The following is a 12,744-nucleotide window of genomic DNA, read 5'->3' on the forward strand; positions in this document are numbered from 1 at the left end:
GATCACGCGCCGGTCGGAGAGGCCGTCCGATTCGCCGATTCCGGCGGAGCGGCCGTCGTTTCCCGCACCATCAGCCTGGGCTGCAACCGCGTGATGGCAGGCGCCGCGTGCCCGGCGATCCGGGCCAGGACGATTCGTGCGGCCTCCCGGCCCAGGGCGCGTTTCGGCTGGCGGATGGTAGTCAGCGCCGGCGTCAGATGCGAGGCCAGGTCGATATCGTCGAAGCCGATCAGCGACAGGTCGGCGGGCACCCGGTAACCGGCCCGGATCAGACCTGACTGAAAGGCGCAGGCCATCTCGTCCGAAAAGGCGAAGACGGCGGTCGGGCGGCTATGCGCCGGCATCGCGATCCAGTCGCGCGCCGCGGCCCGGCCCGCCTGCAGGCTGAAATCGCCCGGAAACAGCGTGATCCCGGCATTCCGCGCCTCTTGCATGGCGCCGTCCAGCCGGGCCTTGTGCAGCACATTGTCGGGCGGCCCGCCGATCAGGCCGATGCGGTCGTGACCCAGCTCGCGCAGATGCGCGACAGCCAGCCGCGCGCCCTGTCGATTGTCCAGCACCACCCGTGGCAGATCCGCGCCCTCGATCCATTCGCAGGCCGTGACCACGGGCGGCAGCCCCGCCCCGCCGGTCAGATCGGCATGGGGCACCAGCCCGTCCAGCAGAATGATGCCATCGGCGCGGGACGGATCCAGAAAGGCGCGCAGATCGCGGTGACGGCCGCTTTCGTCCAGCGTGTCGGCGACCAGCAGATCATAGCCCGCCGCCGCCAGTTCGCGCCCCATCCCGTCGAGGATCTTGGCGAAGAAAGGGTTGCCGAGGTTGGGCACCAGCGCCACGACGCTGCCCGTGCGCTGCTTGCGCAGGTTGCGGGCGGCATGGTTCAGCCGGTATCCGGTCGCGGCCACAGCCTCGGCCACGCGGGTCCGCGTCGGCTCGGCCACCAGATCGGGCCGCGAGAGAACCCGACTGACGGTCGAGGCCGACACCCCCGCAAGCCGCGCCACATCCGACAATTTTGCCCGCCCCGGCGGATTGGCCTCGTGATCCATCGCGAAAGGGTATGCGCCACCGCGCGGCGCCGCAAGAAAATGTTTGCAATCGATTGCAGGGCCGTGCAGGCTGACCATGTGGAAGGGGGGAGCCATGCAGACGATCAAGGGACCGGCGCTGTTTCTGGCGCAGTTCATCGGCGAAGCCGCGCCGTTCGACACCTGGGACGGGATCACCCGCTGGGCCGCCGGTTGCGGCTATCTGGGCGTGCAGGTGCCAACCAGCGATCCGCGCATTCTGGATCTGGACCGGGCCGAATCCTCGCAGGATTACCGCGACGAATTCCTGGGCACCGCGCGCGAAAACGGGGTCGAGGTGACAGAGCTTTCGACCCATCTGCAAGGTCAGCTGGTGGCGGTCCACCCCGCCTATGACGCCGGTTTCGACGCCTTCGCGCCCCTTGGCCTGCGCGGCGATCCCGCCGCGCGGCAGGAATGGGCGGTCGATCAGATAGGCCGCGCGATCCGGGTCAGCCGGCTTCTGGGCCTGGACCGGATGGCCACCTTTTCCGGTGCCCTGGCCTGGCCCTATCTCTACCCCTGGCCGCAGCGTGCCCCCGGACTGGTCGAGGCCGCCTTCGACACGCTGGCGGCCCGCTGGCAGCCCCTGCTGGATCTGGCCGAGGATCACGGCGTCGACATCTGCTACGAGATCCATCCCGGCGAAGATCTGCATGACGGCATCACCTTCGAGATGTTTCTCGACCGCGTGAAGGATCACGGTCGCGCCAACATGCTGTTCGATCCGTCCCACTACCTTCTGCAACAGCTCGATTACCTTCAGAACATCGACATCTATCGCGACCGGATCCGGATGTTCCACGTCAAGGATGCCGAATTTCGCCCGACCGGGCGGCAGGGCGTTTACGGCGGTTTCCAGACCTGGGCCGATCGGGCGGGCCGGTTCCGCAGCCTCGGTGACGGGCAGGTCGATTTCGGGGCGATCTTCTCGAAGCTGACGCAATACGGCTTTGACGGATGGGCCGTGGTCGAATGGGAATGTGCACTGAAGCACCCCGAGGACGGGGCCCGCGAAGGCGCAGCCTTCGTGCGCGACCACATCATCCGGGTGACGCCCCATGCCTTCGACGATTTCGCGGCATCCGGCGTGGACCGCGCCGCCATCGACAAGGCGCTTGGATTATGAGGCCGATCCGGCTGGGCATGGTCGGTGGCGGCAGCGGCGCCTTCATCGGCGCGATCCACCGCATCGCGGCGCGGATGGACGGGCATTTCACGCTCGTGGCCGGGGCGCTGTCCTCGGAACCCGGCCGGGCGCAGGCCAGCGCGGCGGAACTGGGCGTGCGGGGCTATGACGACTTCGGCGCGATGGCCCGCGACGAGGCCGCGCGCGAAGACGGGATCGAGGCCGTGGCGATCGTCACCCCGAACCACATGCACGCAGCCCCCGCCGCAGCCTTCCTGAACGCGGGCATCCACGTCATCTGCGACAAGCCGCTGGCCGCCACTCGGGGTCAGGCCGCCGAGATCGAAGCCGCCGCCAAGTCAGGCACCGCCCGCTTCTTCCTGACCCACAATTACAGCGCCCTGCCAATGATCCGCGAGGCCCGCGCGATGGTGGCCGAGGGCGCCATTGGCGATCTGCGGCTGGTGCAGGCGGAATATCTGCAAGGCTGGCTGTCTGGACCGGCGCGGGGCAAACAGGCCGAATGGCGCACCGATCCGGTTCGCGCGGGCGCCGGCGCGCTTGGCGATATCGGCACCCATGCCTGGCAACTGGCCGCGTTCGTGACCGGCCAGACGCCCGACCGCCTGTCGGCCGATCTGTCCAGCATCGTGCCGGGCCGGCCCATCGACGACGATGCCCGGATCGCCCTGCGCTATGGCTCGGGGGCCAAGGGCGGAATCTGGGCCAGCCAGGTCGCGATCGGGCAGGAGAACGGGCTGTCGCTGCGTCTTTTCGGCACCGAAGGCGCGCTGGCATGGCGCCTGCCCGATCCCGAGCGGCTGATCTTCACGCCCAGGGACGATGCCCCCCGCATCCTGACCCGCGCGCAGGATCGCAGCGCATCCTTCCGCACGCCACCCGGCCATCCCGAAGGATACCTGGAAGGATTCGCCAATCTTTACAGCGATATCGCGGCGATCATCCGGGGAGACACGACGCATCTGGACCGCGTGCCGGGCCTTGAAGCCGGCCTGTCGGGAATGGCCTTCATCGCGGCGGCGCAGGAATCCTCGGCCCGCGACGGGGCTTGGATCAGGGTGGCGGAATGACGGTGCTGGCCCTTCAGGATGTCTCCAGACGTTTCGGCCCGATCGAGGTGCTGCACCACGTCGATCTGGCGCTTGAACCGGGTCAGGTCCATGCCCTGATCGGCGAGAATGGCGCCGGCAAGTCCACCATCATGAAGATCCTCGGCGGCTTTCTGGATCCGACCGAGGGCCAGATCCTGCTGGACGGCCAGGCCGTCCGCTTCGCCAGCGGCCCGCGGGCCGAGGCGCAGGGCATCGTCGTGATTCACCAGGAATTCAACCTTGCCGCCGACCTGTCGGTCGCGGCCAACATCTTTCTGGGGCGAGAAACAGGCGGCTGGCGGCTGGACCACCAGGCGATGCGCCGAGACACCGCCGCCCTGCTGGACCGGCTCCATTCCCCGATCAGCCCCGACACGCCGATCCGCGACCTGTCCGTGCCCAACCGCCAGATGGTCGAGATCGCCAAGGCCCTGTCGCGCAAGGCCCGCGTGCTGATCATGGACGAGCCGAGCGCGGTCCTGACCCACCGCGAGGTCGGCACGCTTTACGAACAGATCGACCGGCTTCGCCGCGAAGGCGTCGCGATCCTCTATTGCTCGCACCGGCTGGACGAGGTCGCGCATCTGGCCGACCGCATCACCGTGCTGCGCGACGGCCGCGTCGTGCGGCAGGCGATGCGCGGCGAATTGACCGAAGACGGCATGGCCACCGCCATGGTCGGCCGCGAATTGCAGGATTTCTATCCGCCCAAGGGCAGCCATTCCGACAGGCCCGCCTTGCAGGTCACGGGCCTGACCGTGCCGGGCAAGGTCCACGACGTCAGTTTCACCCTGCACGAAGGCGAGGTGCTGGGCCTTGCCGGCCTTGTCGGCTCGGGTCGGACCGAGCTGGCCGAGGGGCTGGTCGGTCTGCGCGCATCCACGGGCGAGATCCGCGTCAACGGCCAGCCGGTCGCGATCCGCAGCCTTCGGGACGCCTTCGCATCGGGGCTGGCCTATCTGACCGAGGATCGGAAAGAGGCCGGTCTGCTGCTGGACAAGGGCCTGCGCGAGAACCTGACCCTGGCCAGCCTGTCCCGCTTTGGCCATCTGCGGCTGGATACGCAGGCCGAGGATGTGGCGCTGGACCGGGCCACACGGGAATTCGACATCCGCGCGCCCAGCCGCACGATGATCGCGGGCAAGCTGTCGGGCGGCAACCAGCAGAAGCTGCTGCTGGCCAAGACGATGCTGCCCGATCCCCGCATCATCATCATCGACGAACCGACGCGCGGCATCGACGTGGGCACCAAGGCGCAGATCTATGCCTTCATCCGCGATCTGGCGACGCAGGGTCGCAGCCTGATCGTCATCAGCAGCGAAATGACCGAGGTGATCGGCCTGGCCGACCGCGTCCTGGTCATGCGCGAGGGCCGCATCGCCGGCGAGGTCACGGGAAACGACATGACGGAAGACAGGATCGTGCGCCTTGCCATGGGCGTCAGGGGCGAGGCCGCATGAAACCCGATCTGCATACCCTCGGCCCGCTGATCGCGCTGATTGCGCTGGTCATTCTGGGCGCTTTGCTGAACCCGGCCTTCCTGGCGCCGGCCAACATCACCAACGTGCTGGCCCGTTCCGCCTTTATCGGCATGATCGCGGTCGGCATGACCTTCGTCATCACCGCGGGCGGGCTGGATCTGTCGGTCGGCTCGATGGCCGCGTTTCTGGCCGGCATCGCCATCATCGCGATGAACGCCGCCCTGCCCGGCCTGGGCGAGAATTGGGGCACGATCATCATCGGCATGGGCGTTGCCATCCTTGGCGGGATCGCCGCGGGATACCTGAACGGCGCGCTGATCACCAAGGCAAGGATCGAACCCTTCATCGTCACCCTGGGCACGATGGGCATCTTCCGGTCGCTGGTGACATGGCTGGCCGACGGCGGCACGCTCAGCCTGGATTACGGGCTGCGCACCCTCTATCGCCCGGTCTATTACGGCGGCATCGGCTGGATCACCTGGCCGATCATCGTCTTCGCGCTGACCGCCATGGCGGGCGAATGGATGATGCGCCATTCCCGCTTCGGTCGCCATGTCGAGGCGATCGGCTCGAACGACCGGGTGGCGCGCTATTCCGCCATCGACGTGAATCGCGCGCGGCTGCTGACCTACATGCTTCTGGGCCTTCTGGTCGGGCTGGCCACGGTTCTGTACGTGCCGCGCCTCGGCTCGGCCTCGGGCGGGACCGGCGTGTTGTGGGAACTGGAGGCGATCGCCGCCGTCATCATCGGCGGCACCGCGCTGAAGGGCGGGCGGGGCCGCGTCTGGGGCACGGTCGTGGGCGTGCTGATCCTGTCGCTGATCGACAACATCCTGAACCTCGCCGATCTGGTCAGCCCCTATCTGAACGGCGCCATCCAGGGAATCATCATTGTCCTCGCTGTCGTCTTGCAGCGGGAAAAACGCACCGCCGACGAGCGGTGATCCAAGGGAGGGAAAGGAATGAAACGCAGAAGCCTGATGAAATCCGCGGCCATCGTCGCGGTGCTGGGCCTTGCCGGCGGCGCCGCCGTCGCGCAGCAGGACGGCGAAAAGACCATCATCGGCGTGTCGATCCCGTCGGCCACCCACGGCTTCATGGGCGGGCTGAACTGGCACGCCCAGGACACGATCGACCGACTGGGCAAGGTCTATCCGAATCTTGAATTCGTGCTGTCCACGGCGGGCGACGCGGCCAAGCAGGTCAGCGATATCGAGGACATGATGGCCACGCGCAACATCGACGCGCTGATCGTGCTGCCCTTCGAATCCGAACCGCTGACCGCCCCGGTCGCCGCGGTGAAAAAGGCCGGCAAGTTCGTCACCGTCGTCGATCGCGGCCTGTCGCAAGAGGGGATCGAGGATCTGTATGTCGCCGGCGACAATACCGCCTTCGGCCGTGTCGCGGGCGAATATTTCAAGGAAAACCTTCAGCCGGGCGCCAAGATCGTCGTGCTGCGCGGCATCCCGACCACGCTGGACAACGAGCGCGTGGAGGCGTTCCAGACGGCGCTGGAGGGCTCGGATATCGAGATCCTCGACATGCAGCACGGCAACTGGAACCGCGACGACGCCTTTACCGTGATGCAGGATTACCTGTCGAAATATCCCCAGATCGACGCCGTCTGGGCAGCCGATGACGACATGGCCATCGGCGTGATGGAGGCGATCGCCGCCGCCGACCGGACTGACGAGATGTGGGTGATCGGCGGGGCCGGGATGAAGGAAATCGTCAAGCGCATCATGGAGGGTGACCCGCAACTGCCGGTCGATGTGACCTATCCGCCGGCGCTGATTTCCTCGGCGATCGAGATGACGGCGCTGAACTTCGTGTCCGGCGCGCCGATGGTCGGCCGCTTCATCATCGGCAGCCAGCTGATCACGCCGGAAAACGCGGAACAATTCTACTTTCCCGACAGCCCGTTCTGAAAGCGGGCCTTGTGGAAAAAGTGGCAGCGCCCGATGCCGGGCGGTCGCTGCCACTGACGCGGCTTCCGCCTACAGATCCATCCCCTGCCCGGTTTCCAGCAGCGATTTCATGCTGGACAGGACCAGCGGCCAGCCCTCGGTGATCCCCTTCAGCATCCCGCTGCCGGGCTGCAAATCCTCGTGGGTGACGGTCAGCCTGACCATCCGGTCCTGCTGCTCGATGTCAAAGGTCACGCGACTGAACTGGGCGGGGTCGTCCTGCTGGCTTTCATTCGCCCAACTCAGCACCAGGCGCCGGGGCGGGTCGCTTTCCAGCACCTTGCCCACCAGATCGACACTGCGCGCCGGATTCGTGCGGACATGGCGCCACTCCGATCCGGGCTGCCAGTCGTCCGAGATGTTTTCATGCCCCCAGTAGCGGCAGGCGATCTCGGGTCGGGTAATGGCCTCGAAGACCTTATCGGGCGTCGTGCGGATATAGGTGACATAGACGAAGCTGGCTGACATGTCGGTCATCGCTCACTCCTGTTCCAATTGCTGTCTGAGGTCGGACAGAAGACCCAGACGGCCCTCCTCGAACTTTCGGATCCAGCGCCCATAGACCTCGTAGAGCGGGACCGGATTGATGAAGTGCAGTTTCTCGCGCCCCCGCCTGACGGTGCTGATGAGGTTCGCGTCTTCCAGAATCCCCAGATGCTGGGTCACCGACTGGCGCGTCATCTCCATCCGGTCGCAAAGCTGGCCCAGCGTCTGGCCGTTCTGCTCGCACAGCCGATCCAGCAGGCGCCTGCGGCCGGGATCGGCCAGCGCCTTGAAGACCTTGTCGTCATCCATTCTCGATTCCGCCTCGGGACAGGAACTAATATGCAGGTAAAAACCTGCTCGTCAAGACGTGCAGGCAAAAAACTGCATGTCTTGCGCAGCGGCGCATTTCCGGCGGCGCGGCCCCGGTCAGAACCGCGCGACCTCGATCCCGGCCGCGCCCAGATGATCGCGCAGCGCCCGTGCCATCGCCACCGCGCCGGGGCTGTCGCCATGCACGCAGATCGTGTCGATCCGGCACGGGATCTGCTTGCCCGATGCGGTGATGATCGCGCCCGCCCGCAGCATCGTCTCGATCCGCGCGCCGACCTGCGCTGCATCATGCAGGACCGCGCCGGGCTGGCTGCGATCGACCAGCGTCGCATCCTCGTTATAGGCACGGTCGGCAAAGATCTCTCCGGCCCAGGCCGCGCCCAGATCCCGGGCCACCTGCTGCATTGGCGTCCCGGCCAGCACCACCAGCACGATTTCCGGATCGACCGCCAGCGCCGCACGATAGCAGGCGCGCGCGATCTCGGGGTCTTCGCTGGCCATGTTGGCCAGGGCGCCGTGCAGCTTCAGGTGTCGCACCTGCGCGCCCTGCGACCGCGCCACGCCCTGCGCCGCGCCCAGCTGATAGGCAACCATGTTGCCAAGTTCCTCGGCCGACAGGCGCAGCCGCCGCCGCCCGAAGCCCTGCAGATCGTGAAAGCCCGGATGCGCCCCGATGCCGACGCCCTTGCCCTGCGCCTGCCGCATCACGCGCGCCATCACATCGGGATCGCCGGCATGAAAGCCGCAGGCGATATTGGCCGATGTGATCACATCCAGCAGCCCGGCATCATCGCCCATCGTCCAGGGGCCGAAGCCCTCGCCCATGTCGGAATTCAGATCGACCTTCATTCGTCCTCCAGTTCCCGCCCCGCCGTGACGCCGCCAACCAGTTGATAGGACAGAAGGTCGGCAATCGTCGAGGGCTCGCGGATCAGGTTGCGGCAGCGCCCCGCCGCCTCGCGCAAGAGCGCCGCATCATCGCGCCACAGCGCATCGGCCTGGGACGCGTCGAGGCGCTGAAACCGCAATGCCGCCCCTTCGGCGGCCTGCGCGATCCGGGGCAGGTCTGCGGGGATCACCCGACCGATGCGGGGATAGCCGCCCATGGTCTGACATTCCGCCATCAGCACGAAGGGCACGCCCTCGCCGGTCAGTTGCACATCGCCCGGTCCGATCACGTCCGAAGCCAGTCCCGCCGCATGGTCCGAGGTAAAGCATCCCTTCCCCGTCTGAACCAGAATCCCCTGCCGGTTCGCCCGCTGCCCGCGCCTGAAACCGGCGGCATAGAAGGCCTCCAGCACGTCATCGGCGAACAGGCCGGTCTGCGGCCCATCCATCACCCGCAGCGTGCCGCCGCCAAAGCGCGCGGCGGGTTCGATCACCCTTGCGGGGCGGTCGGGGTCGGGATCCTCGCCGCAGGGCAGGTCGTCGCCGCTGTCCAGCAACGCGCCAATGCCGATGCTCAGATGCGCGGCGCGGCTGCCCAGCCATTCCGGCGTGGCGATCCCGCCCGCCGGTGTCAGATAGCCGTAGACGCCGCTGTCCACGCCACCAATGCGCAGAGCTTGACCGGGCAGGATCAGGTGACAGCCATGCCAGCGCAACGGCGCATCGTCCAGAAAGGCGGCCATCGGCGCACCGGTCAGCGCCACCCGCATCGGCGCATCGACGCCGAAGACGCCGCCCGCGCCGGCCATCTCGATCGCCGCCAGCGGCGTGTCCGCGCCCAGAAGCGCGGCGGCCTCGATCAGGGCCATCCGGTCCATCGCACCGCCGCATGACAGGCCCTGCCCCAGATGGCCGGGCCGCCCCATGTCCTGCACCGACAGCAGCCCGTCGGCGCGGCTGATGGTCAACCGGCTCATCGCAGGATCTCCAGCCGCGCGCCGCCCATGCCATCGGGCGTCATCAGCCCCTCGATCTCGGCCGCGCCGATCGGGGCATAGCGGATCGCATCTCCCGCCTTCAGCAGCATCGGCGTCTCGCGATCCGGAACGAAGGTGCGGAACCCGGTCCGCGCCACCTGACGCCAGCCCGTGGTCGAGGCCGCGCCGAAGATCACGATCTGGCGCACGGCGACGACGACGGCGCCGACCGGCACGTTCGGCGTCATCTCGGCCAGCCGCGGCAGGTTCCAGGCACGGGGCAACAGCCCGATATAGGGCTGGCCGGGGGCGAAGCCGATGGCCAGAACCCGCAGATCTGACTCGCAGATCTGCTGCACCGCACGATCTTCGGACATGCCCAGCTTTTCGGCCACCTCGGCCAGTTGCGGGCCGTGATCGCCGCCGAAAGCCGCCGGGATGGTCCAGCGCCGGGGCGGATCGGGCAGCACCGGACGCGCGGCCGCGATCCGTTCGGCCCGCGCCGCCAGATCGCGCGCCACCGCGCCCCGATCGGTCCGGCCCGGATCGAACCGCACCAGGACCGAAACCAGCGCCGGGGCGATCTCGACCGCGGCGGCCGGTGCGTCGTCTTGCAATTCCGCAGCCAGAACCTGCGCCGCCGCCATCGCGTCGGGATCGGGCGTCAGGCCGAAGCGGACCAGAACCCCGTCCGGCCCCGCGGGCAGCACCTCGGGCGAGCGCGCGTCGCTCATCGCGGCGCGATCCTTGCCATCGGGCGGGTGCCCTCGCGGTCATCTGGAAGGGCGGCCGTCATGCGATCTCGGGCAGGGTCTGAACAGCATAATCGTGGCGGATCTCGCGTCCTGTCGCAGGATCGCGCATCATCATGCGAAACCGTGCCGCCGGGCGCACGCCACCCCTGGCGCCGAACGTCCCGCACAGCATCGCCACACCCTCGGCGGCCAGATCGTCCAGACCGGCCCCCGCGGCCAGTTCCGTCAGCGGCCGGATCGAGGCCAGCGTGCCCTGCTGATACAGCACCCATTCCCCGCTGTCGTCGATCCAGCTTTCCAGAACGATCGCCTCCAGCCGGTCGGCGACATCCTCCCACGGCCAGACCTCGGCCGCGCAGGGCTTGGCGCAGACCTGTTTCGACAAGGCGACCGAATGCGCCTCAAGCGCCCGGTCGGTATGGTCCGAGGCAAGGCCAAGCCAGCGTCGCCCGCCCGATTGCAGCAGCAGCGGCTCGACCTCGCCGGATGAGCCATAGCCCACCACCTGGATCCGGCCTGCCTGCGTCAGCAGCGCCGCCGAGACCCGGTAATACAGCGGTGTCGCAGAAGGCGGGCTGACCCCGATCGCGGCCAGTTCCTCGATATGGTGCCGGATCGCGGAGGGGTCGCGGCCGGTCCAGCCCGCCACGACCAGGTGTTTCAGGTCCAGATCGAGGGCCTCGCCCCCGGCCGAAAATCGCATCTTCCATTTCCTTTCACAGCACCGAGGGCAACCACAAGGCCAGCCCCGGCAACGCGACCAGTGCCGCGATCATCGTCAGCATTACCAGAACATAGGGAATCACGCCCATGATCACGTCGCTCATGGGGCCGGATTTCCGCGCCCCCTGAACCACGAACAGGTTCAGGCCCACCGGCGGCGTGATCAGCGCCATCTCGATCAGCACGATCAACAGCACCCCGAACCACACCTTGTCATAGCCCAGCCCGGCAATGATCGGCACAACGATGGGGATGGTCGCGACCATCAGCGACAAGGTCTCGATGAAAAAGCCCAGCACCAGATACAGCGCGATGACCAGCAGCAGCGTGCCAAAGGGCGACAGCCCCGATCCCCCGATCAGATCGGTCAGTTGCCGCCCCAGCCCGGCCGAGGTCATGGCAAAGTTCAGAAACGTCGCCCCCGTCACCACCAGCATGATCATCGCCGAGATGCGGATGGTGCCGTGCAGCGCCTCGGACAGGGCGCGTGGACCCAGACCGTCACCCAGCAGGATCGCGATCAGCGCCGCGATGGCCACGCCGATGGCCGCGCTTTCCGTGGGCGTCGCCCAACCCGCATAGATCGACCCGATCACGACCACGAACAGCACCACGATCGGCACAAGCTGGGTCAGCGACCGCGCCCGTTCGGCCCAGGAAAAGCCGCGCGAAGGCCCGCCCAGCCCCGGCCGCACCCAGCAGATCGCCGCCGTGACCGCGATGAAGGCCAGGGCCATCAGCAGGCCGGGGACCAGCCCGGCCGAAAACAGGCGCGGGATCGAGGTTTCGGTCAGGAAGCCATAGACGATCAGGTTGATCGAGGGCGGGATCAGGATTCCCAGCGTGCCGCCGGCCGCGATGGCGCCGGAAAACAGCCGCGGATCATAGTTCAGCCGCTCGGCCTGCGGCATGGCCACGGTGGCCACGGTCGCGGCGGTGGCCACCGACGATCCGGACGTGGCCGAAAACATGGTCGCCGTCGCGATATTGGCATGGACCAGACCGCCCGGCAGCCATGACAGCCACTTGTCCAGCGCCGCATAGGTGCGTTCGGCCACGCCGCCGCGCACCAGGATTTCGCCCAGCAGGACGAACAGCGGAATGGCGATCAGGGTCGAGGAATTGGACGACGACCAGATCACCTGCCCCATCCCGCGCAGCAGCGGAAAGGCCGAATAGAACTGGCCCACGCCAATACCCAGCAGGAACAGCACGATGCCCACCGGGATCGACAGGGCCATCAGGCCCAGCAGCGCGATGGCAGTGGTCCAGATCATTCCGGCACCTCGGATCCAATGCCCAGCACGGTGTCGAAATCGTCCCGCCGCGCGGCCTGCAAAAATGCGATTCCGATCAGCGACAGCGCGGTGGCGCTGATCGCGAACCACAGCCAGCCGGCGAACCAGATGCCTTGCGGAATCCACAAGGGCGTCTCCAGCGGCGTGTTCGCGCGCGAGCCGCGTTCCAGCGTCTTGCCCAGCACCGGCCAGCTTTGCCAGGCGATCAGCAGCACGACGCCATTGGTCACGAGCATCGCGAACAGGTCCATCGCCATCTGCGCGGGCCGGGCCAGCTTCAGCCGGATCACGTCGATGCGGACATGGGCCCGTTCAAGCAGGGCGCAGGCCAGCCCCCAGCTTGCGACCGCCGCCATGACATAACCCGAGATCTCGTCCGACCCGCCCAGGCTGGCGCTGCCCAGCTTGCGCAGGATCACATCCGTCAGGATGAAAAGCACGGTCAGGATCAGGCCCGCGCCCAGGATCAGGGCTATGGCCCGGTTCGCGCGCCGCAGCGCGCCAAGGGTTGCGTCGATCATGGCGGCG

The 12,744-nt window shown here is 67.5% G+C and carries 14 protein-coding genes; 5 read left to right on the forward strand and 9 right to left on the reverse strand.

All coding sequences use genetic code 11. From position 1 onward, the window contains the following. Nucleotides 1-2 precede the first annotated feature (2 nt). Entirely contained in the window at nt 3-1,052 is a 1,050-nt protein-coding gene (locus tag AC13CR_RS12305; protein WP_482900836.1) for a LacI family DNA-binding transcriptional regulator, read from the reverse strand. 94 nt (nt 1,053-1,146) lie between these two features. On the opposite strand from AC13CR_RS12305, the gene AC13CR_RS12310 reads away from it, so the two are divergent. The 5 genes from AC13CR_RS12310 to AC13CR_RS12330 are packed head-to-tail and all read left to right on the forward strand — an operon-like array spanning nt 1,147 to nt 6,720. Next, nucleotides 1,147-2,199, forward strand: coding sequence for a sugar phosphate isomerase/epimerase family protein (locus AC13CR_RS12310; protein ID WP_292956408.1), 1,053 nt, complete (start codon nt 1,147-1,149; stop codon nt 2,197-2,199). Then, a complete protein-coding gene (locus tag AC13CR_RS12315; protein WP_292956405.1) occupies nt 2,196-3,290 on the forward strand; it encodes a Gfo/Idh/MocA family protein in 1,095 nt (364 codons plus the stop codon). The genes AC13CR_RS12310 and AC13CR_RS12315 overlap by 4 nt, the downstream gene beginning before the upstream one ends. After that, entirely contained in the window at nt 3,287-4,771 is a 1,485-nt protein-coding gene (locus tag AC13CR_RS12320) for a sugar ABC transporter ATP-binding protein (protein WP_292956402.1), read from the forward strand. The genes AC13CR_RS12315 and AC13CR_RS12320 overlap by 4 nt, the downstream gene beginning before the upstream one ends. Next, nucleotides 4,768-5,736: an ABC transporter permease gene (locus tag AC13CR_RS12325; RefSeq protein WP_292956399.1), complete on the forward strand. Its 969-nt coding sequence runs from the start codon at nt 4,768-4,770 to the stop codon at nt 5,734-5,736. Before AC13CR_RS12320 ends, AC13CR_RS12325 begins: the two co-directional genes overlap by 4 nt. 18 nt (nt 5,737-5,754) lie before the next feature. Beyond that, nucleotides 5,755-6,720 (forward strand): ABC transporter substrate-binding protein, encoded by a 966-nt coding sequence (locus AC13CR_RS12330; RefSeq protein WP_292956396.1) that lies wholly within the window; start codon nt 5,755-5,757, stop codon nt 6,718-6,720. A gap of 69 nt (nt 6,721-6,789) precedes the next feature. On the opposite strand, the gene AC13CR_RS12335 is transcribed toward AC13CR_RS12330, so the two are convergent. From AC13CR_RS12335 to AC13CR_RS12370, 8 genes are all read right to left on the reverse strand, one after another. Then, on the reverse strand, nt 6,790-7,236 hold the full coding sequence (locus AC13CR_RS12335) for an SRPBCC family protein (RefSeq protein WP_292978738.1): 447 nt from the start codon (nt 7,234-7,236) through the stop codon (nt 6,790-6,792). 3 nt (nt 7,237-7,239) lie between these two features. Next, complete coding sequence (locus AC13CR_RS12340; protein WP_292978740.1) at nt 7,240-7,554, reverse strand: ArsR/SmtB family transcription factor; 315 nt, start codon at nt 7,552-7,554, stop codon at nt 7,240-7,242. A gap of 117 nt (nt 7,555-7,671) precedes the next feature. Continuing rightward, complete coding sequence (locus tag AC13CR_RS12345; protein ID WP_292956387.1) at nt 7,672-8,424, reverse strand: LamB/YcsF family protein; 753 nt, start codon at nt 8,422-8,424, stop codon at nt 7,672-7,674. Next, on the reverse strand, nt 8,421-9,440 hold the full coding sequence (locus AC13CR_RS12350; protein WP_482900837.1) for a 5-oxoprolinase subunit C family protein: 1,020 nt from the start codon (nt 9,438-9,440) through the stop codon (nt 8,421-8,423). The genes AC13CR_RS12345 and AC13CR_RS12350 overlap by 4 nt, the downstream gene beginning before the upstream one ends. Continuing rightward, entirely contained in the window at nt 9,437-10,174 is a 738-nt protein-coding gene (locus tag AC13CR_RS12355; protein ID WP_446233105.1) for a 5-oxoprolinase subunit B family protein, read from the reverse strand. The genes AC13CR_RS12350 and AC13CR_RS12355 overlap by 4 nt, the downstream gene beginning before the upstream one ends. Nucleotides 10,175-10,232: 58 nt before the next feature. Beyond that, nucleotides 10,233-10,898 carry a DUF2848 domain-containing protein gene (locus tag AC13CR_RS12360; RefSeq protein ID WP_292956377.1) on the reverse strand — a complete coding sequence of 222 codons (666 nt, stop codon included), beginning with the start codon at nt 10,896-10,898 and terminating at the stop codon, nt 10,233-10,235. Between the two features lie 13 nt (nt 10,899-10,911). Then, entirely contained in the window at nt 10,912-12,195 is a 1,284-nt protein-coding gene (locus AC13CR_RS12365; RefSeq protein ID WP_292956374.1) for a TRAP transporter large permease, read from the reverse strand. Beyond that, on the reverse strand, nt 12,192-12,737 hold the full coding sequence (locus AC13CR_RS12370; RefSeq protein ID WP_292956371.1) for a TRAP transporter small permease subunit: 546 nt from the start codon (nt 12,735-12,737) through the stop codon (nt 12,192-12,194). Before AC13CR_RS12370 ends, AC13CR_RS12365 begins: the two co-directional genes overlap by 4 nt. Between the last annotated feature and the right edge of the window lie 7 nt (nt 12,738-12,744).

The organism is Paracoccus sp. L-17 (genome assembly GCF_056857655.1).